The 20,190-nt window shown below is 70.9% G+C and carries 18 protein-coding genes; 14 read left to right on the top strand and 4 right to left on the bottom strand.

Going from position 1 to position 20,190, the window contains the following annotated elements:
* The first annotated feature begins 3 nt into the window (after positions 1-3).
* Both G447_RS0103635 and G447_RS0103640 read left to right on the top strand, forming a co-directional pair.
* Complete coding sequence (locus tag G447_RS0103635) at positions 4-1,212, top strand: ABC transporter permease (protein ID WP_026430086.1); 1,209 nt, start codon at positions 4-6, stop codon at positions 1,210-1,212.
* 1 nt (position 1,213) lies between these two features.
* A complete protein-coding gene (locus G447_RS0103640; protein ID WP_005871116.1) occupies positions 1,214-1,900 on the top strand; it encodes an ABC transporter ATP-binding protein in 687 nt (228 codons plus the stop codon).
* Here G447_RS0103640 and G447_RS12460 read toward each other — a convergent pair.
* A complete protein-coding gene (locus G447_RS12460) occupies positions 1,851-2,465 on the bottom strand; it encodes a TetR/AcrR family transcriptional regulator (RefSeq protein WP_081697846.1) in 615 nt (204 codons plus the stop codon). The genes G447_RS0103640 and G447_RS12460 overlap by 50 nt on opposite strands.
* A gap of 52 nt (positions 2,466-2,517) precedes the next feature.
* On the opposite strand from G447_RS12460, the gene G447_RS0103650 reads away from it, so the two are divergent.
* Positions 2,518-3,045: an HXXEE domain-containing protein gene (locus G447_RS0103650; RefSeq protein ID WP_026430087.1), complete on the top strand. Its 528-nt coding sequence runs from the start codon at positions 2,518-2,520 to the stop codon at positions 3,043-3,045.
* The gene (locus G447_RS0103655) at positions 3,042-3,464 is read left to right on the top strand and encodes an HXXEE domain-containing protein (protein WP_026430088.1); all 423 of its coding nucleotides are present in this window, start codon (positions 3,042-3,044) and stop codon (positions 3,462-3,464) included. Before G447_RS0103650 ends, G447_RS0103655 begins: the two co-directional genes overlap by 4 nt.
* 26 nt (positions 3,465-3,490) lie before the next feature.
* Here the strand turns inward: G447_RS0103655 and G447_RS0103660 are convergent, their stop codons facing one another.
* From G447_RS0103660 to glnA, 3 genes are all read right to left on the bottom strand, one after another.
* On the bottom strand, positions 3,491-5,425 hold the full coding sequence (locus G447_RS0103660; RefSeq protein ID WP_026430089.1) for an AMP-dependent synthetase/ligase: 1,935 nt from the start codon (positions 5,423-5,425) through the stop codon (positions 3,491-3,493).
* 31 nt (positions 5,426-5,456) lie between these two features.
* On the bottom strand, positions 5,457-7,319 hold the full coding sequence (locus G447_RS0103665; RefSeq protein ID WP_026430090.1) for an AMP-dependent synthetase/ligase: 1,863 nt from the start codon (positions 7,317-7,319) through the stop codon (positions 5,457-5,459).
* A gap of 122 nt (positions 7,320-7,441) precedes the next feature.
* The gene (glnA, locus tag G447_RS0103670) at positions 7,442-8,866 is read right to left on the bottom strand and encodes a type I glutamate--ammonia ligase (RefSeq protein ID WP_026430091.1); all 1,425 of its coding nucleotides are present in this window, start codon (positions 8,864-8,866) and stop codon (positions 7,442-7,444) included.
* Positions 8,867-9,063: 197 nt separating this feature from the next.
* Between glnA and uvrC the strand changes: the two genes are divergently transcribed.
* The 10 genes from uvrC to G447_RS0103720 all read left to right on the top strand — a co-directional run bounded on the left by uvrC (position 9,064) and on the right by G447_RS0103720 (position 20,162).
* Positions 9,064-11,100 carry an excinuclease ABC subunit UvrC gene (gene uvrC, locus G447_RS0103675; protein ID WP_026430092.1) on the top strand — a complete coding sequence of 679 codons (2,037 nt, stop codon included), beginning with the start codon at positions 9,064-9,066 and terminating at the stop codon, positions 11,098-11,100.
* Positions 11,101-11,113: 13 nt separating this feature from the next.
* The gene (gene purT / locus G447_RS0103680; RefSeq protein ID WP_005868585.1) at positions 11,114-12,370 is read left to right on the top strand and encodes a formate-dependent phosphoribosylglycinamide formyltransferase; all 1,257 of its coding nucleotides are present in this window, start codon (positions 11,114-11,116) and stop codon (positions 12,368-12,370) included.
* A 1-nt stretch (position 12,371) separates the two neighbouring features.
* Positions 12,372-13,352 carry an RNase adapter RapZ gene (rapZ, locus tag G447_RS0103685; protein WP_026430093.1) on the top strand — a complete coding sequence of 327 codons (981 nt, stop codon included), beginning with the start codon at positions 12,372-12,374 and terminating at the stop codon, positions 13,350-13,352.
* Positions 13,352-14,356 carry a gluconeogenesis factor YvcK family protein gene (locus G447_RS0103690; protein WP_005868632.1) on the top strand — a complete coding sequence of 335 codons (1,005 nt, stop codon included), beginning with the start codon at positions 13,352-13,354 and terminating at the stop codon, positions 14,354-14,356. The genes rapZ and G447_RS0103690 overlap by 1 nt, the downstream gene beginning before the upstream one ends.
* A 37-nt stretch (positions 14,357-14,393) precedes the next feature.
* Positions 14,394-15,377 (top strand): DNA-binding protein WhiA, encoded by a 984-nt coding sequence (gene whiA, locus G447_RS0103695; protein WP_005868597.1) that lies wholly within the window; start codon positions 14,394-14,396, stop codon positions 15,375-15,377.
* Positions 15,378-15,588: 211 nt separating this feature from the next.
* Positions 15,589-16,596 carry a type I glyceraldehyde-3-phosphate dehydrogenase gene (gene gap / locus G447_RS0103700; protein ID WP_005868566.1) on the top strand — a complete coding sequence of 336 codons (1,008 nt, stop codon included), beginning with the start codon at positions 15,589-15,591 and terminating at the stop codon, positions 16,594-16,596.
* Positions 16,597-16,704: 108 nt separating this feature from the next.
* Positions 16,705-17,895: a phosphoglycerate kinase gene (locus G447_RS0103705; RefSeq protein ID WP_026430094.1), complete on the top strand. Its 1,191-nt coding sequence runs from the start codon at positions 16,705-16,707 to the stop codon at positions 17,893-17,895.
* A 2-nt stretch (positions 17,896-17,897) separates the two neighbouring features.
* Positions 17,898-18,674, top strand: coding sequence for a triose-phosphate isomerase (gene tpiA / locus G447_RS0103710; RefSeq protein WP_026430095.1), 777 nt, complete (start codon positions 17,898-17,900; stop codon positions 18,672-18,674).
* Between the two features lie 141 nt (positions 18,675-18,815).
* A complete protein-coding gene (secG, locus tag G447_RS0103715; protein WP_005868582.1) occupies positions 18,816-19,061 on the top strand; it encodes a preprotein translocase subunit SecG in 246 nt (81 codons plus the stop codon).
* Positions 19,062-19,145: 84 nt separating this feature from the next.
* The gene (locus G447_RS0103720) at positions 19,146-20,162 is read left to right on the top strand and encodes a YdcF family protein (RefSeq protein ID WP_026430096.1); all 1,017 of its coding nucleotides are present in this window, start codon (positions 19,146-19,148) and stop codon (positions 20,160-20,162) included.
* Positions 20,163-20,190: the final 28 nt, after the last annotated feature.

The following is a 20,190-nucleotide window of genomic DNA, read 5'->3' on the forward strand; positions in this document are numbered from 1 at the left end:
CGCATGGTCTCACTCGCACAGTTGCCGTGGAGGAACCTCCGCGGGTACCCGGCGCGCACTGCGGCGCTCCTGGTGTTCTCCTCGCTCATGGCAATGGTCCTCTTCGGCGGCACCATGGTCGTCGAAGGGGTGCGCCAGGGGTTGCGCACCGTCGAGTCCCGCCTGGGCGCCGACATCCTCGTGACCCCCGCCGAGGCGAGGAGCGAGTTCGACGCCCAGGACTTCCTGGTGCGCGCCGAGCCGAGCTACTTCTACATGGACGAGGGCGCGCTCGACCGCGTGGCCGCCGTGCCGGGGGTCGAGGCGGCTTCCCCCCAGTTGTTCCTCGCCTCGGCGCGGGCGAGCTGCTGCTCGGGGCGCTACCAGGTCATCGCCTTCGACCCGGGCAGCGACTTCACCGTCCAGCCGTGGATCAACGACACCGACCGCGACGTGCGCCTGGGACCCATGGACGTCGTCGTGGGGAGCAACGTGACGGTGTACGACGAGGGCGACTTCAAGATCTTCGACCAATCCCTGCGTGTTGTCGCCCAGTTCGCTCCGACTGGGTCCGCCCTGGACAACGCCGTGTACACGGATTTCGACACCGCCCGGGTCCTCATCGAGAGCTCGCTGAGCAAGGGGCTCAACAAGTACACCGACCTGGACCCCGCCTCCGTGATCTCATCCGTGCTGGTCCGTGTCCGCGGGGGCGAGGACCCCGCATCCGTCGCCGCCGCGATCGAGGAGCAGGTGCCGGGCGTCGCAGCGGTCACCTCGACCGCCATGGTGGGCACGATCGCCCGGACTCTGGACGATGCGTCCCGGACCGTCATCGCCCTCATCGCGATCGCCTGGGCCGTCGGAGTGGTCATGGTCGTCCTCGTGTTCGTCATGATGATCCACGAGCGCAGGCGGGAGTTCGCGACGCTGTCGGCCATGGGGGCGGGCAAGCGCCTCGTGTCCAGGGTCATCGCCGCGGAGGCGCTGGGCGTCAACGGGATCGGCGGCCTCGTCGGCATCGCTGTGTCGGGAGCCCTGCTGGTGTCCTTCGAGGGATTCGTGCGCCAGGCCCTCGGATCCGGCTTCGTGGTCCCGTCGTGGACCACCGCGCTTCTCCTCGCGCTCGTGTCCCTGGCGGCGACCGCAGTCGTGGCGGTAGTCGCCTCTCTGGCCTCCGTCGGCTACCTCAGAACGACCAGCGCGAGCGCGCTGCTGAAGGAAGGGGAGTGAAGTGGGCGTCCGGGCGAGATCCCTCAGCAAGGACTTCCCCCGCGGACGCGGAGGGCGGGTCTTCACCGCCGTGGAGCCGACCGACCTCGACATCGGGGAGGGCGAGCTCGTCGTCATCACCGGGCGCTCGGGCAGTGGGAAGAGCACACTGCTGGCAATGCTCGCCGGGATCCTCTCCCCGACGGCTGGGACGGTCGAGGTGGACGGCACGGATCTGCACTCGCTGGGGGAGGAGGCGCTCGCGCGGTTCCGCAACGGGAGCATTGGACTCGTCCCTCAGGGCCATGCGGCGCTGCGCAGTCTGACGGTGCTGGAGAACGTCCTGCTCCCCTCGGTCCTCTACCCGGGGCGCGGGCCCGGCGGGCGCGGGGCGGAGGAGCTCCTCGACGCGGTCGGAATGGCGCAGCTGAAGGACGCCAGGCCCAACGAGCTCTCCGGAGGGGAGCTGCGCCGCATGGCGATAGCGCGCGCGCTGCTCATGGACCCCGGGGTGGTCCTGGCGGACGAGCCGACCGCCGGCCTGGACGCGGCGAGCGCGGCGACGGCCCTCGATCTGCTCCGCGGCGCCGCCGACTCCGGGGCGGCCGTGCTGGTGGTCACCCACGACCGCGAGGCCGAGGGGGTCGCCGACCGGATCCTCACGATGGACGGGGGCCGCCTGGGGGAGCCGGAGCCGCGGGGACGATGATGCCGTCGAGCGCCGAGGAGACGTCGTCGGCGCTGATGGGCTCGCGGAGGATGGCGATTCGGTACACGGCTGCGCCGATGATGTAGTCGGCCCATGCCTCCGGCGTCGCCGCGGGGGACAGGCGCCCGACGGCGTTGAGCCGTTCCAGGGCGTTCCTGAGCATGAGCCTCGGCGGATCGATAATGCGCCTCCTGTACTCGGCCCTCAGCGCCTCGTCGTCGTGCTGGTGCAGGCCGAGGGCGGCGCAGAGCCAGGAGGACCCGCCACGGGAGAGGGGGGCCACCAGCTCTTCGCAGAGTGCGCGCAGATCCGCCGCGGGGTCGCCGGTGGGGGTGTGAGAGCGCTCCCCGATCCTGCTGGCGATGGCGTCGACGGCCAGTGAGGCGAGCGAGGGCCACCGCCGGTAGACAGTGGTCTTCGCGACGCCGGCGGCGCGGGCGACGTCGTCGATGCGCAACCCGGCGTAGCCCCGCGCGGACAGCAGTTCCAAAGTGGCGGAGGCGATCCTGTCGGCGACCCCGGAGTCCCGTGGCCTTCCGCGCTTCCTCCTGGTTCCTTCCCCCACGCGAATACGCTACCATAAGTAGTGTAAATGGTTCGGCGATGGAGGTGGACCTGTGGATGGACAACTCGACGGCCTGCGGCGCTGGCTGGTGCCGCTCAGCCTGGCGGCGTCTTTCGCGGCCAACGACGGGGAAGAGCTCGCCACCATGGTCGCGTCCAACCGGAGGACGCTCGAAGCACTGCCCATCGGGGGGCGGCTGCGCGACCGGGCCCTTCGGGTCGACCAACGGCACGTCAACGCGGGCATCGCCATGATGGGGGCGCTGTGCGCCGCAGCTGTCTACGACGGCATCCGGAGCCGGGGGAGGGGCTGGCTGTACCAGGACTTCCAGTGGGCGTTCGGCCTCCATGGGATCGGGCACATCGCGGCCTCGCTGGCCACCAGGGGCTACACCACGGGCGTGGCCACGTCCCCGACCGTGGTCCTGCCGCAGCTGTGGTGCGCCGCACGGGCGCTCAGGCGCGCGGGGGTGCCCCGCACCGCCCGGCCCCTGCGCGCAGTCGCCCTGGTGGGAGGATGGCTCGCGCTCTCCCACGCCGTCGGAGCGGCCGCCTCCGCGGCGGGCAGGAGGAGGGCATGAACGCCAACGACCGCGCGTGGGCACTCACCGCGGCACTGATCGGAGTCCACCAGGGCGAGGAACTGCTCCTCCCCGTGGCCGACTGGCTCGACCGGGTCGGATCAAGCGGATGGGCCGGACTCGACGCCCACGTGAGATCCAGCCCGCTGGCGGGGCGGGACCCCTGGGCCAGGGCGGGGACCGTCGCCGTGCAGGGGGCCGCCCTGTGCGCCCTGTACCTGGCGACGCGCCGCAGCGCACGGGCGACCCGCGCGGCCACGAGCGCGCTGACCCTGGGCTGGGCGGCGGCGTTCTGCATGCACATAGCCGTGTCGGCGCGCACGCGCTCCTTCATGCCTGGAACCGCGACCTCCGTCGTCCCCGGGCTTCCGGGCGCCCTTCTCGTGCTGCGGCGCATCCGCGCCACCCGCTCCCGCTGAGGCGCCCTCGCGCCCCGGGGTGGGGCTCAGTCCTTGGCGGCCCCGTCCCCGCCCGCGCCGGCGTCCGTGCCCGAGGAGTACAGGGCGTCGACCTCGTGGGCGTAGTCGGTCAGGACACGGCGGCGCTTGAGTTTGAGGGAGGGCGTCATGTAGCCGTTCTCCACGGTGAAGGCGGCGTTGACAATGCGGTAGCGGCGGATCGACTCGGCGCGCGAGACCCGGGTGTTCGCCCGTGCGATCGCCCGCTCCAGGGACTCGCGGACCTCCGGGAGCTCCCCGGCCTGGGCGGCGTCCACCACGGGCAGCCCGTGCCTGCGCAACCAATCCGGCAGCATCTCCGTGTCAAGGGCGATGAGGGCCCCGATGTAGGGACGGCCCTCGCCGACGACGACGATGTTCGCGATCAGCGGGTGCGTGGACAAGGACTCCTCCAGCACCTCCGGGGACACGTTCTTGCCGCCCGCAGTGACGATGAGCTCCTTCTTGCGGCCCGTGATGCGCACGTGCCCGCGGTCGTCGATGGACGCCAGGTCCCCCGTGCGGAACCAGCCGTCCACGAAGGCCTCGGCGGTGGCTTCGGGCAGGTTGTGGTACCCCTTCGTCACAGAGATCCCCTGCGCCAGCAGCTCCCCGTCGGGCGCCAGCTTGAGGCGGTTGCCCGGCCACGGGAAGCCGACCGAGTCCGGCGGGAAGTCGTGCGGCAGCTCCACCGTGATCGGCCCGGTCGTCTCCGAAAGGCCGTAGCCCTGCAGCAGGGTGACGCCCAGCCCCCGGTAGAAGTTCGCCAGGTCCACGGCCAGGGGGGCGCCCCCGGAGATAATGGTGTGCAGGTTCGGCCCCAGGACGGCCCGCACTTTCTTGAGCACCAGGGCGTCGGCGAGGCGACCGCGCATCCTCAGGCCCAGTGACGGCCCCGGCGACGGGGTCCCCGAGGCGTCGGGGACGGGTGTCGTGTCCGGCAGGGGCCCGGCCACCTCCGACTCTGGCAGCGGTGTGTCGGCGTAGGACGTCGAGCGCGACAGGGCGCGCGCCTGGTTGGCCGACCAGGCGAACAGGCGGCCCTTGAAGCCGCCGCCGGCCTTCGCGGAGGCCGCGTTGTAGACCTTCTCCAGCACGCGCGGCACCACCAGCAGCATCGTCGGCTTGAATGTCGCGATGTCGTCCACCAGGTTGCGGGTGTCGGGGGAGAAGGCCGTGACCCCCTGGCCCGACAGCAGGCAGTACATGACGAAGCGGGCGAGCACGTGGGCGACGGGCAGGAACAGCAGTGACCGCGAGCGAGGGTCGTTGATGAGGACGGGCAGGATGTCGTAGGCCTGCAGCATCGTCTCGATGAAGTTCGCGTGGGTGAGCACCACGCCCTTGGGCATGCCGGTGGTGCCCGACGTGTAGATCACGGTCGCCTCGTCGCGCAGCCCCACGCCGTCCGTGCGCGAGCGCACCCGGTCCAAGGGGACGTCCAGGGCCGTCTGGGACAGGAGGCGCTCAGCGCCGCGGTCCAGGGCCAGGACCATGCGCACGCCGTCGGTGCGCACCGATTCGACCAGGTCTGCCTGCTGGGAGGACGCGGTGATGACGATCTTGACGTCCGCGTCGGCCAGGATGTGGGCGATCTGCGAGGCGGAGTCCGTCTCGTAGATGGGCACGGTGATGGCCCCGCACGACAGGGCGGCGACGTCGAGCAGGGCCCACTCGTAGGAGGTGGGGGCGAGGATCGCCAGGTGCTCCCCGGCTTCGAGGCCGAGCCCGATGAGGCCCCTGGCCATTGTGTCCACCTCGGCGAGGAACTCGTCGATGGTCACGGGGCGCCAGTCGCCGACGGGGGAGCGGCGCTCGATCGCCACCTGCCCGGGGTGCTCGCGGGCGCGCCGGTGCAGCATCTTCGGTATGTTCATGTCCTCGGTCGCCTCGCGGCGCGCGACCGACTCCCAGGAGCCGTCGGCCAGCCTACGTACCGTCATGAGTGTCCCTTTCTGCGGGCGGGGCCCGGTATCAGTGCTTCTTGCGCCAGATCAGTCGCAGGACGCCGCGTTTGCGCGCGGGGGCGGCGGGGCCGCCGTAGAGCTCGTCGACCTCGTGGGAGTAGTCGGCGAGCACCTTGGAGCGGCGCAGTTTCATCGACGGGGTCACGTACCCGTTCTCCACGGTGAACACGGCGTCGATGATCCGGTACTCGCGGATCGACTCGGCGCGCGACACCGCGCGGTTGGCGCGCTCGATGGCGCGGTCCAGGGACTCGCGCACCTGCGGCAGGGAGGCCGCCTCCGTGGGCGAGCACACAGGCAGGCCGTGCTTGCGCAGCCAGGCGGGCAGCATCTCGGCGTCGAGCGCGATGAGCGCGCCGATGAAGGGGCGCTGGTCGCCGACCACGATGACGTTCGCGATGAGCGGGTGGGTGCTCAGCGAGTCCTCGAGGACGGCGGGGGAGACGTTCTTGCCGCCCGCGGTGACGATGAGCTCCTTCTTGCGGCCCGTGATCGTCAGGTGCCCGCGCCGGTCGATGGACCCCAGGTCGCCGGTGTGGAACCACTTGCCGTCGGGCATGACGGCCCGGGTCTGGTCGGGCAGGCCGTAGTAGCCGGGCATGACGGACACGCCGCGCACCAGGACCTCCCCGTCCTTGGCGGTCTTGATGAAGTTCCCGGGCATCGGCTGGCCGACAGTACCGGCGGGGTTGTCGCCGATGCGTTGGACAGCGATCGGCCCCGTCGTCTCGGACAGGCCGTAGCCCTGCAGCAGCGTGAGCCCCAGGCCCGTGTAGAACTGGGCGAGGTCGCCAGCCAGGGGGGCTCCCCCCGACACGATGTAGCGCATGTTGGGGCCCAGTACGGCGCGTATCCTCTTGAGCACCAGGGCGTCGGCCACGCGACGGCGGGCGCGCCGCAGTGGCGAGGGGCCGCGCCTGCCCGACGAGGCGCCCCCGTAGGCCCGCGCCTGCTTGGCCGACCAGGCGAACAGGCGGCCCTTGAAGCCGCCGCCGGCCTTCGCGGAGGCCGCGTTGTAGACCTTCTCCAGCACGCGCGGCACCACCAGCAGCACGGAGGGCTTGAAGGACTGGATGTCGGGCAGCAGGTTCTTGATGGAGGGGGAGAACCCCAGGACGCCCTGTCCGGCCAGGACGACGTGCATGACGAGGCGGGCCAGCACATGGGCGACGGGCAGGAAGAGCAGCAGCCGGGTGCTGGGGGAGTCGATGACACTGCCGAGGATCTGGCGGGCCGACAGGCACGTGCCGACGAAGTTCGCGTGGGTGAGCGCCACGCCCTTGGGCGCGCCCGTCGTGCCGGAGGTGTAGATGATGGTGGCCGTGGACGAGCTGGCGACCTGGGCGCGCCGCCGGTGGACCTCCTCGACGGCGATCGGGCGGGCCCTCTTGGCCAGCAGGCGCATCGCGCCCCGGTCGAAGGAGTGGACGGGGCAGTGCTCGGGGGCGCTGAGCGACACGAGCTCGGCCTGCTGGGCGGTGGCGGTGAACACCCGCGTCACGTGGGCGTCGGCGAGGATGTGGCTGATCTGCTGGGCGGAGTCGGACTCGTAGATGGGCACGGACACGGCGCCGACCGAGGCGAGCGCCAGGTCCAGGAGCATCCACTCGTAGCAGGTGGGGGCCAGGATGGCGACCGCGTCCCCGGGGTCCACGCCCATGCCGATCAGGCCGCGCGCCGCGTCGTCGACCTGCCTGACGAGCTCACTGGCGGTGATGGGGCGCGCGGAGCCCACGGCGGTGCGCTGCTCGACGACCACCTGGTCGGGGTGTGCGTCGGCGCGGGCCAGCAGCATCGTCGAGAGCGAGTCGCCGGGGCGCACGGTGAACGTGGGGGGGACGGTGTAGGAGCCGTCGCGCATCCGTTTCATCGGGTTCTCCTCTGGCCGCCGCGGGCGGCCCGTTGCGGTGCGGACAAGGGTGAGTCTACAGACAAAGAACGCGGCCCCCGGCCAGAACGGCTGTGCCGGGGACCACGATCACACCGCGTGCCTCACAGGTCGTAGTAGAGCTGGTACTCGTAGGGGTGGGGATAGGCGCGCATGGGGGCGACCTCGTTGGCCTCCTTGTAGTCCAGCCACGTGTCGATGAGGTCCTGGGTGAACACGTCGCCCTCGGTGAGGAAGTCGTGGTCCTCGCGCAGGGCGGCCAGCGCGGCCTCCAGGGAGGACGGCAGCTTCGCGATGTCGCGGTACTCGGCGGGGGGGAGCTCGTACAGGTCCTTGTCGATGGGGGCGGCGGGCTCGGAGCGCCGCCTGATGCCGTCGATGCCCGCCATGAGGCACGCGGAGAACGCCAGGTAGGGGTTCGCGCTGGGGTCGGGGACGCGGTACTCGACGCGCTTGGCCTTGGGGGAGGTGCCGGTGATGGGGATGCGGATGCACGCGGAACGGTTGCGCGCCGAGTACACGAGGTTGATGGGTGCCTCGAACCCGGGGACCAGGCGGCGGAACGAGTTGACGGAGGGGTTCGTGAAGGCCAGCAGCGCCGGGGCGTGCTCCAGCAGGCCCCCGATGAACCAGCGCGCCGTGTCGGACAGGGCGCCGTAGCCGCGCTCGTCGTAGAACAGGGGCTCGCCGTCCTTCCACAGCGACATGTGCGTGTGCATGCCCGAGCCGTTGTCCCCGAAGAGGGGCTTGGGCATGAAGGTCGCGGAGTGCCCGAAGGCCAGGGCGGCGTTCTTCACGACGTACTTGAACTTCATCATGTCGTCGGCGGCCGCCCGCAGTGTCGCGAAACGGTAGTTGATCTCCTGCTGGCCGCCGGATCCGACCTCGTGGTGGGCGCGCTCGACGGTCAGGCCCACCGCCTCGAGCAGGCGCACCATCTCGTCGCGGACGTCGGCGTACCTGTCGGTGGGGGGGACCGGGAAGTACCCGCCTTTCACGGGGACCTTGTAGCCCCGGTTGCCGCCCTCCTCTGCGCGCCCGGTGTTCCAGTGCGCCTCGGGGGAGTCGACGGAGAAGAACGTGTTGTTCGGACTGACCTGGTAGCGCACGTCGTCGAAGAGGTAGAACTCCGCTTCGGCGCCCACGAAGCACTGGTCGGCGATGCCGGTCGAGCGCAGGTGCGCCTCGGCCTTGGCCGCCACCTGGCGGGGGTCGCGCGAGAAGGGCTCGTCCGTGAAGGGGTCGACGATGGAGAAGTCCACGACCAGGGTCGCCCGGGCGCGGAAGGGGTCGACGAATGCCGAGGAGAGGTCGGGGACCAGCTTCATGTCGGACTCGTGGATCGCGGTGAAGCCCCTGACGGAGGAGCCGTCGAACATGAGGCCGTCGTCAATGGCCCCGCCCAGGAACTCGCTGACGGGGATCGTGAAGTGCTGCTGGACTCCGGGGACGTCGCAGAAGCGCACGTCGACGAGTTCGATGCTCTCTTTGTCGATGAAGGACGCGACCTCATCGGAGGAGGTGAACATTGGTTTCCTTCCGGTCTGGGACAAACCCTTCGGTCAAGGCTCCGTAAACCCTGCGCCAAGGCAAGTGTATTCCGCAACGGTGCCGTTTCCGCCAGGCGCGCCCGCATGGTGGTCTGTCGCACTCCCAGGCGCCGGCGGCCGCAAGCGCGCGGCAACGCCCGGTCGCGCCGCCGCTCGCCCGCCTCTAGTCTGGGGTCGTGGCAGACCCCTCGACCTACCGTCCGCCCTCCGGCGACATCCCCACTTCCCCCGGCGTCTACCGCTTCTCGGACGCGCACGGCCGCGTCATCTACGTGGGCAAGGCGAAGAACCTGCGAAACCGCCTCGCCAACTACTTCCAGGACCTGGCGAACCTGCACCCGCGCACCCAGCAGATGGTCACCACCGCCGCGCGCGTGCAGTGGACCGTCGTGGGCAACGAGGTCGAGGCCCTCACCCTCGAGTTCACGTGGATCAAAGAGTTCAACCCCCGCTTCAACGTCATGTTCAAGGACGATAAGTCCTACCCCTACCTGGCGGTGACGATGGGGGAGGCGTACCCCCGGGTCCACGCGGTGCGGGGCGCCCGCAAGCCCGGCGCCCGCTACTTCGGGCCCTTCGTCCAGGCCTGGTCCATCCGCGAGACCATCGACCAGCTGGTGCGGGTCTTCCCCGTGCGCACCTGCTCGCCCGGCGTGTTCCGGCGCGCCAAGGCCCAGGGCCGCCCCTGCCTGCTGGGCTACATCGACAAGTGCTCGGCCCCCTGCGTGGGCAGGATCAGCGAGGACGACCACCGGGCGATGGCCCTGGAGCTGTGCTCCTTCATGCAGGGGCGCGCCGGGCCCGTCATCGCCGACCTCGAGGAGCGGATGCGCAGCGCTTCCGCCGCCCTCGACTTCGAGGCCGCCGCCCGGCTGCGCGACGACGTCGCCGCCCTGCGCGCCGTCCTCGAGCGCAACGCCGTCGTCCTGGCCGACGGCACCGATGCCGACGTCTTCGCCCTGGCCACCGACGAGCTCGACGCCGCCGTCCACGTCTTCCACGTGCGCGGCGGGCGCGTGCGCGGCACCCGCGGATGGGTCGTCGAGCGCTCCGACGACGCCGACGAGCCGGCGCTCATCGCCCGCCTCCTCGAACAGGTCTACTCCCAGGCCACGCCCGACGAGGCCCCCGCCCCGGGCGAACGCGCCCCGAAGGCCGAGGCCGTCAGCGTCGACGACGTCGCACACACCCCGACCTCCGCGATCCCCCGCGAGGTCCTGGTCTCCACCGCGCCCGCCGACCGGGCCACCATCGAGGAATGGCTCACCGGACTGCGCGGGGGCCGCGTGCGCGTCCGCGTCCCCCGGCGCGGCGAGAAGGCCCACCTGATGGGCACCGTCATGGAGAACGCCCGGCAGGGCCTCGCCCTCCACCACTCCAAACGCGCCGGCGACATCACCGCCCGCGCCCAAGCCCTCGAGGAGCTCGCCGCCGAACTCGACCTGCCCGGCGCGCCCCTGCGCATCGAGTGCTACGACGTGTCCCACACGATGGGGACGCTCCAAGTCGCCTCGATGGTCGTCTTCGAGGACGGCGCGCCCCGCAAGGACGCCTACCGCAGCTTCAACATCCGGGGCGCCGATGGGGGTGGCGCCCCCGATGACACAGCCGCTATGGACGAGGTCCTCACCCGCCGGTTCTCGCGCCTGCTCGCCGAGGAATCGGGGGCACGGGGGGAGGACGAGGAGGGCGTCCCCCTCGAGTCCGGGCCCGTCGACGCCTCCGGGCGCCCCCGCCGCTTCTCCTACCGCCCCGACCTGGTCGTCGTCGACGGCGGGCCCGCGCAGGTGGGCGCCGCGCGCGCCGCCCTGGACGGAGTCGGCGCGGACGTGCCCGTCATCGGACTGGCGAAGCGCCTCGAGGAGGTGTGGGTGCCCGGCGAGGACTTCCCCATCATCCTGCCCAGGACGTCCCCCGCCCTCTACATGCTCCAGCACCTGCGCGACGAGTCGCACCGCTTCGCCATCACCAAGCACCGCAAGCGCCGCTCGAAGGCCCAGACCCGCTCCGCGCTCGACAGGATCCCCGGCCTGGGCCCCAGCCGGCAGACCGCCCTGCTCAAGCACTTCGGATCCGTGCGCCGCCTGCGCGCGGCCAGCGCCGAGGAGATCGCCCAGGTCGGCGGGATCGGGCCCGTGCTCGCCGCAGCCATCCGCGATAGTCTGTCTGAGTCGGGGACCGCGAACACTCCTGGGCCCGGGCCCGCCTCGTGAAATCGGAGAGACCATGATCGCCTACGCACCTTCCTCCCTGCCTGCGCGCGTCCTGCTGCTCGGCGCGGGGGAGCTGGGCAAGGAGCTCACGATCTCCCTCAAGAGGCTCGGCTGCCTCGTCGTCGCCTGCGACTCCTACGTGGGCGCCCCCGCGATGCAGGTCGCCGACGAGGCCAGGATCTTCGACATGACCGACCCCCGCGCCCTCGCGGAGGTCCTCGAGGCCGTCGAAGTCGACCTCGTCGTCCCCGAGGTCGAGGCCATCGCCACCGAGCTGCTCCTGGCCGCCGAGGACGCCGGCCGCGCCCGCGTGGTCCCCAACGCCCACGCGGTGCGCACCACCATGGACCGCCAGGCCATCCGCGCCCTCGCCGACTGCCTGCCCGACGTGCGCGTCGGCGCCCACCGCTTCGCCTCCTCCGCCGATCAGCTGCGCGCCGCCCTGGACGAACTGCGCCTGCCCGTCTTCGTCAAACCCACCATGTCCTCCTCCGGGCACGGCCAGACCCTGGTGCGCACCCGCGCGGACGCCCGGAGGGCCTGGGACACGGCCGCCCGCGGGGCGAGGGCGGACACCGGGCGCGTCATCGTCGAGGAGCGCATCGACTTCGACTACGAGATCACCCTGCTCGCCGTGCGCTGGTGGAGCCACCGGGAAGGGCGCGTGCGCACCAGCTTCTGCGAGCCGATCGGGCACCGCCAGTGCGACGGGGACTACGTGGAGTCCTGGCAGCCCGCGGACATGAGCCCCACCGCCCTGGCAGCCGCCCAGCGGATGGCCGCCGCCATGACCGGGGCCCTGGCCGACGCGGGCCCCGGCCCCGGCCTGGGCCTGTTCGGCGCCGAGTTCTTCGTGCGCGGCGACCGGGTGTGGTTCTCCGAGCTGTCCCCGCGCCCCCACGACACGGGAATGGTGACCATGGCCACCCAGGACCTCAATGAGTTCGACCTGCACGCCCGCGCCATCCTGGGCCTGCCAGTGGACGCCTCCCTGCGATGCCCGGGCGCCTCCGCCGTCATCAAATCCACCGCGCCCGCGCCCGCGCCCCGCTACGTCGGCGTCGGCGACGCCCTCGACCTGGGCGCGGACGTGAGGATCTTCGGCAAACCCGTCTCCCGTGCCGGCCGTCGTGTGGGAGTCGTCACCGTCCGTGGCGCCACCGTCGACGAGGCCCGCGCCACCGCCCGGAAAGCCGCCTCGGGCGTCCGCATCGAGAACTACCCCTCGCTTCAACGGGACCCGCGCGGGCCGGAAATGGCATCCTTGTAACATGAGCGAGCGTGACCGGGCCCAATCGCCCACCGATCTGGAGACGGCGGAGAGCCCTCCGACCTTCCCCCGTGGAATCGACCTGCGCGACGAGACCGCGCCCAAGCGGGAACCCGCGCCCACCAACGAGGTCCTCATCATCACCGGCTACTCCGGCGCGGGCCGCACCGGGGCCGCCCGCGCCCTGGAGGACCTCGACTGGTACGTCGTCGACAACCTGCCCCCCACGATGCTGCCCGCCCTGGTCGGAATGATGTCGAACGACCCCACCGCGGGCGTCCACCGCCTGGCCGTGGGCGTCGACGTGCGCTCGAGGACCTTCTTCACGTCCTTGGCCACGACCCTCGAGCAGCTCAAGGCCTCGGGCATCGCCTACCGCGTGATCTTCCTGGAGGCCACGCGCCAGGCCCTGGTCAAGCGCTACGAGTCGAACCGCCGGCCCCACCCCCTGCAGGGCAGCGGCACCCTCATCGACGGGATCACCGCCGAGGAGAGGCTGCTGGCGCCCCTGCGCGCCTCGGCCGACCAGGTCATCGACACCTCCGACATGAGCGTCCACGACCTCACGCGCCACATCCGCGACTACGTGGCGGGCGAGGCTGCCCGCCCCCTGCAGGTCACCGTCGAGTCCTTCGGCTTCAAGCACGGACTGCCCCTGGACGCGGACCACGTCGTCGACGTGCGCTTCTTGAAGAACCCGTACTGGGTGGACGAGCTGTGCCACCTGACCGGGCGGGACCAGGCCGTCGCCGACTACGTCCTCGACCAACCCGGCGCCCGCGACTTCGCGCTCGGCTACGCTGATCTCCTGGCCCCCATGCTCGACGGGTACCTGGTGGAGCTCAAGCCCTTCGTCACAATCGCCGTCGGGTGCACCGGGGGCAAGCACCGCTCCGTCGCGTGCGCCGAGCTCATCGCGCAGCGCCTGCGCGAGCGCGGGCACACCGTGCGCGCGCGCCATCGAGACATCGGGAGGGACTAATGGCGTACCTCGACGCCGCTGGTTGGGTCCAGCGCGGGGACAACGGGCAGTCCATCGTCGCCCTCGGCGGCGGGCACGGCCTGTCCGCCACGCTGCGCGCCCTGCGCCACATCACCCGCCAGCTGACGGCGGTCGTCACCGTCGCAGACGACGGCGGCTCGTCGGGCAGGCTCCGCAAGGAGATGCCGATCCTGCCGCCCGGCGACCTGCGCATGGCCCTGGCCAGCCTGTGCGAGGAGTCCGAGTGGGGCCTGACGTGGCGCGACGTCATGCAACTGCGCCTGAGGACCACGGGCCCGCTGGACGGCCACGCGCTGGGCAACCTGCTGATCTCGGGCCTGTGGCAGCTCCTCGACGACCCGGTCGAGGGCCTCGACTGGGTGGGCCGGCTGCTCGGCGCCCAGGGGCGCGTGCTGCCGATGTCCACCACCCCCATCGACATCGAGGCCGACATGGACGACGACGGCACCCGCTACGTCGTCTCGGGGCAGTCGAAGGTCGCCGTCGCGCCGGGCACCGTCGAGCACGTGCGCATCACGCCGACCGCCCCGGACGTGCCCGCCGCGGTCACCGAGGCGATCTCGGAGGCGGACTGGGTGGTCCTGGGACCGGGGTCGTGGTACACCTCGGTCATCCCGCACCTGCTGGTCCCCGGAGTCCACCGCGCCTTGGCCACCACCGACGCCCACCGCGCCCTCGTGCTCAACCTGGCGCGCCAGAGGGGCGAGACCGACCGCATGTCCACGGCGGACCACGTGCGCGTGCTCCGCGACTACGCCCCCGACCTCAAACTCGACGTCGTGATCGCCGACCCCACCGCCTGCGACGACGTCGACGACCTCATTAGGGCCGCCCAGGACTTGGGCGCGCGCGTCGTCCTGCGCCAGGTCCGCACAGGGGACGGGGCGCCCCACCACGACCCGCTGCGCCTGGCGGCGGCGCTGCGCGACGCATTCGACGGCTTCCTGGGCGAGGTCGGCCAGCCCGAGATGTGGCTTCCCTAGAGCCGTCCCCGCTCCCGCTGTGATCCGGAGGAACAACGTGTCTCTCACTTCCGATATGAAGGACGAACTGGCCCGCACCAGCGTCGCCACCCAGTCCGAGATGGTGGCCGAGGTCTGCTCCGTGCTGCGCTTCGCGGGCGGCCTCCACCTGGTGGGCGGGCGGATCCTCATCGAGGCGGAACTCGATTCCCCCGTCGCCGCCAGGCGCCTGCGCGCCTTCCTGCAGGCCCTGTACAACGCGCAGTCCACGGTGGTCGTCGTCTCCGGCGGCTCGCTGCGGCGCGGCAAGCGCTACGTCGTGCGCGTCGTCCACGGCGCCGACGACCTCGCCCGCCTGACGGGGCTCGTGGACGCGATGCGGCGCCCGGTGCGGGGCCTGCCGCCCTTCCTGGTCGGGGCCGGGCGCGCCGAGGCGGCCGCCGTGTGGAGGGGCGCCTTCCTGGCGAGGGGCTCGCTCATGGAGCCGGGGCGCTCCTCGTCCCTGGAGATCACGTGCCCGGGGCCCGAGGCGGCGCTCGCCATGGTGGGGTGCGCCCGGAAGCTGGGGGCCTCCGCCCGCTCGAAGGAGGTGCGCGGCGCCGACCGTGTGTCCGTGCGCGACTCCGAGGCGATCGGCGCCCTCATCGGCGCGATGGGCGCGAAGGAGACCTTCGGGGTGTGGCAGGAGAGGCGCGAGCGGCGCGAGGCGCGCGGCAGCGCCAACCGCCTGGCGAACTTCGACGACGCGAACCTGCGCAGGTCCGCCAGGGCGGCGGTTGCGGCCGGGGCGCGCGTGGAGCGCGCCTTCGAGATCCTCGGCGACGACATCCCCGAGCACCTGCTCGAGGCGGGGCGGTTGCGCCTGGAGTACAAGCAGGCGTCGCTGGAGGAGCTCGGCAAGCACACGGATCCGCCTCTGACCAAGGACGCGGTGGCGGGGCGCATCCGCCGCCTGCTCACCATGGCGGACAAAGCGGCGCACGAGCGGGGCATCCCGGACACCGAGGCCGCGCTGACCCTCGAGATGCTCGAAGAGGACTGAAGTCCCCCGATCGGCGCCGCGGAACGGCTGGTTTCCTGATAACGAGAATTACGCCACGAGCCGATTCGCAAAATGGGATGTGCTTCCGGCCTCACTGGGGTGTAGATTAGCAGTGCTGGAACCGCAGTGATCTGCGGGCCGGGCCGGCAAACCCGCGGGCCCGGTCGCAACGAAAACCGTGCCCGGCCCGGGCACGAGCAGGAGGAACATAGTGACCACCCGCGTTGGCATCAACGGCTTCGGCCGCATCGGCCGCAACTTCTTCCGCGCCTTCCTCGAGCAGGGTGCGGACCTCGAGATCGTCGCCGTCAATGACCTGACCGACAACAAGACCCTTGCCCACCTTCTGAAGTACGACTCGATCCTGGGCCGCTTCGGCGGGGAGGTCTCCTTCGACGACGACGGCATCATCGTCAACGGCAAGCACATCAAGGTGCTCGCCGAGCGCAACCCCGCCGACCTGCCCTGGGGCGAGCTCGGCGTCGAGGTCGTCGTCGAGTCCACCGGCTTCTTCACCGACGGCGAGAAGGCGAAGGCCCACCTCGACGCGGGCGCCAAGAAGGTCGTCATCTCCGCCCCCGCGAAGAACGTCGACGGCACCTTCGTCATGGGCGTCAACGAGGGCGACTACGACAACGCCACGATGAACATCGTGTCCAACGCGTCGTGCACCACCAACTGCCTCGCCCCCCTGGCCAAGGTCCTCCACGAGAACTTCGGCATCGAGCGCGGCATCATGACGACCATCCACTCCTACACGGGCGACCAGCGCGTCCTCGACGCCCCCCACAAGGATCTGCGCCGCGCCCGCGCCGCCGCCCTCAACATGATCCCCACCAAGACCGGCGCCGCCCAGGCCGTGGCCCTGGTCCTGCCGGCCCTCAAGGGCAAGTTCGACGGCCTCGCCGTCCGCGTGCCCACCCCCACCGGCTCCCTGACCGACCTCACCTTCGTCGCCGAGAAGGAGGTCTCCGTCGAGGCCGTCAAGGCCGCCGTCAAGGCCGCCGCCGAGGGCGAGCTCAAGGGCGTTCTGGAGTACACGGAGGACCCGATCGTGTCCACCGACATCCAGGGCAACCCCCACACCTCGATCTTCGACGCCACCGAGACCAAGGTCATCGGCAACCTCGTCAAGGTCCTGTCCTGGTATGACAACGAGTGGGGCTACTCCAACGCCCTGGTCCGCCTGACCGCCCTGGTCGGCTCCAAGCTCGCCTGATCCGGGCAGTCCCGGCCCCACGATGAGCTGACGGAAGACGCCCGTGCACACGACGCACGGGCGTCTTCCGCACTCGCCCCACCCACACCCCAACGAAAGGTTGGTTCCATGAGGACCATCGACTCCCTCGGCGACCTGCGCGGCAAGCGGGTCCTCGTCCGCTCGGACTTCAACGTTCCCCTCAAGGACGGCGCCATCACCGACGACGGCCGCATCCGCGCCGCGCTGCCCACTCTGAAGACCCTCGCCAACGCCGGCGCGAAGGTGGTCGTCCTGGCCCACCTCGGCCGCCCCAAGGGCAAGGCCGACCCCGCGTTCTCGCTGGCGCCCGTCGCCGCCCGCCTGGCGGAGCTGTCCGGCCTGAAGGTCACCCTGGCCTCGGACACCGTCGGTGACTCCGCGCGCCAGACCGTGTCCTCCCTGGGCGAGGGCGAGATCGCCCTGCTCGAGAACGTCCGCTTCGACGCTCGCGAGACCTCCAAGGTCGACGCCGAGCGCGAGGAGCTGGCACGCGAGTACGCCAAGCTCGGCGACGCCTTCGTCTCCGACGGATTCGGCGTCGTCCACCGCAAGCAGGCCTCCGTCTACGACATCGCCAAGTTGGTGCCCTCCGCCGCGGGCCTGCTGGTCCTCAAGGAGATCGAGTCCCTGTCCAAGGTCACCGAGGACCCCGAGCGCCCCTACGGCGTCGTGCTCGGCGGCTCCAAGGTCTCCGACAAGCTCGGCGTCATCGCCAACCTGCTGAAGAAGGCCGACCTGCTGCTCATCGGCGGCGGCATGGTCTTCACCTTCCTGGCCGCCAAGGGCTACTCCGTGGGCAAGTCTCTGCTCGAGGAGGACCAGATCGACACCGTCAAGGGCTACATCGCCGAGGCCGCCGAGCGCGGCGTGGACCTGGTGCTGCCCATCGACGTGGTCGTCGCCCCCGAGTTCGCCGCTGACTCCCCGGCAACGGTCGTCGGCGTCGACGCGATCCCCGCCGACCAGATGGGCCTCGACATCGGCCCCGAGTCCGGCAAGCTCTTCGCCGACAAGCTGGCGGGCGCCAAGACGGTCGCGTGGAACGGCCCGATGGGCGTCTTCGAGTTCGAGGCGTTCTCCGCCGGCACCCGCGCCGTCGCCGAGGCCCTGTCGAAGGGCACCATGTTCTCCGTCATCGGCGGCGGGGACTCCGCAGCGGCCGTGCGCCTGCTCGGCTTCGACGAATCCACCTTCTCCCACATCTCCACCGGCGGCGGCGCCTCCCTCGAGCTCCTCGAGGGCAAGGTCCTGCCCGGCATCGCAGTTCTGGAGGACTGAAAATGGCACGCACCCCCCTCATGGCGGGCAACTGGAAGATGAACCTCGACCACCTCGAGGCCAACCACCTCGTCCAGGGCCTGGCGATGGAATTGTCCGACCGCGGCCACGACTACGCCAAGTGCGAGGTCGTCGTCATCCCGCCGTTCACGGACCTGCGCACGGTCCAGACCGTGGTCGACGCCGACAAGCTCGGCGTCAAGTACGGCGCGCAGGACGTCTCCGTGCATGACAACGGCGCCTACACCGGCGAGATCTCCACGGCGATGCTCAACAAACTGGGCTGCTCCTACGTGGTGATGGGCCACTCCGAGCGGCGCGAGTACCACTCGGAGTCCGACGAGCTGGTCGGCCAGAAGGCGCGCAAGGCCTTCGACGCGGGCATGACCCCGATCCTGTGCTGCGGCGAGGCCCTGGAGGTCCGCAAGGCCGGCACCTACGTCGACTTCGTGCTCGCCCAGATCCGCGCCGCCCTCAAGGGCTGGGACGGCGCCGACGTGGCGAAGATCGTCATCGCCTACGAGCCCATCTGGGCCATCGGCACCGGCGAGACCGCCTCCGCCGAGGACGCCCAGGAGGTGTGCGGGGCCATTCGCGCCGCCCTGCGTGCCGACTACGGCGACGCCACCGCTGACGCCACCCGCATCCTCTACGGCGGCTCCGCCAAGCCCGGCAATATCAAGGAGCTCATGGCCCAGCCCGACATCGACGGCGGCCTGGTGGGCGGGGCGTCCCTCAAGGCGGACTCCTTCGCCCAGATGGCGACCTTCTACGCCTGAGCGGGGCGGGGCCGGTTGCCGGCCCCGTCGCGCGGGCGCGGGGGCCTCCGGTGCGCCGGTTGGCCCCCGCGCCGTTCTTCGCTAGACTGAACCCCGGTTCGTACTGTCCGCTGAGCGGATCATCGAGAAAACGGAAACATAGTGAGCATCCTCAACACTGTCCTCATCGTGATGATCTTCATCACGAGCGCCCTGCTGACCCTGACCGTCCTCATGCACAAGGGGCAGGGCGGCGGCCTTTCCGACATGTTCGGTGGGGGCATCTCGTCCGCCGCTGGCTCCTCGGGCGTCGCCGAGCGCAACCTCAACCGCATCACCCTGGGGGTGCTGCTCGTGTGGGTCGTGTGCATCATCGGCTACGCCCTGCTCACGAAGTTCGCCGCATAACCCGGTTATTAAGACCGTCCGGCCGATGCCGCCCTCGCCCCCGAGGGCGGCTTTTCCATCCACGAAAGAGAGCGAGATCCCCCGATGGACGTCATAGCGCCGTGGTTGCCCACCGCCTTCTGGGCGGTCGTCTTCCTGTGGTCCTACCACAGGGAGCCCCGGCAGTTCAGGAACGCGTTCTTCTTCCTCTTCCTGGTGATCACAGCGCTGTTCACGGTGGCCCTGGCCTCCCAGGAGCTGTGGGTCATCCTGCCCCTGTGCCTGGTCATCGCGTTGAGCCCCTTCGCGTTCATCGCCTTCCTCTTCGCGAACGCCTGGGTCGTCACGCGCCGCGAGGGCGTGAGCCTGGCGACGCTGCTCCCGCTGCTCTTCGGCGTGGCCGTGGCCGGATGGTTCGCGGCTATCCCGTTGTCGGTCGGCCTCCACGCCCCCCGGTGGGTCCTCAGCGCCGTGATGCTGCTGACCGCCTGGGGCGCGTGGTTCTTCATGTCCTTCACGGCCCTGCTGCTCTACTCGACCTTCTACCGCTTGCTACCGCGCAAACGCGTCTACGACTACATCATCATCCACGGCGCCGGGCTCAACGGCGAGGAGCCGACGCCGCTGCTGCGCGGGCGTATCGAGAAGGCCCTGAGGCTGTGGGACCAGCAGGGCCGCAGGGCCGTCCTGGTGCCGTCGGGGGGCCAGGGCGCCGACGAGGTGATCTCCGAGGCGGAGGCCATGCACCGGTTCCTGAGGACCAACGGGGTGGGGGAGGAGTCCATTCTCGACGAGGACCGTTCGACGACCACCATGGAGAACCTGGTCTTCGCGAAGAAGCTCATCGAGGAGAGGCAGCGGGGGCTTCCCTACCGCTGCGCGATGGTGACCAGTGACTACCACGTCTTCCGCACCGCCACCTACGCGCGGGCAGCGGGCATCCGGGGCGACGGCGTGGGCTCGAAGACCGCCTTCTACTATTTCCCGACCGCGTTCATCCGCGAGTTCATCGCCGTCACGCGCAAGCACTGGTGGCCCTACGCCGTCATAGCCGCGCTGATGCTGATCCCGATCATCCACCAGGGCGTCATCGCCTTCGGGCACGAGATGGGGCTGTTCTAGTCGGCCCCAGGGCCGCGCCCGCTGCCCG

It is taken from the genome of Schaalia georgiae DSM 6843 (assembly GCF_000429245.1).
Classification (GTDB): Bacteria; Actinomycetota; Actinomycetes; order Actinomycetales; family Actinomycetaceae; genus Pauljensenia; species Pauljensenia georgiae.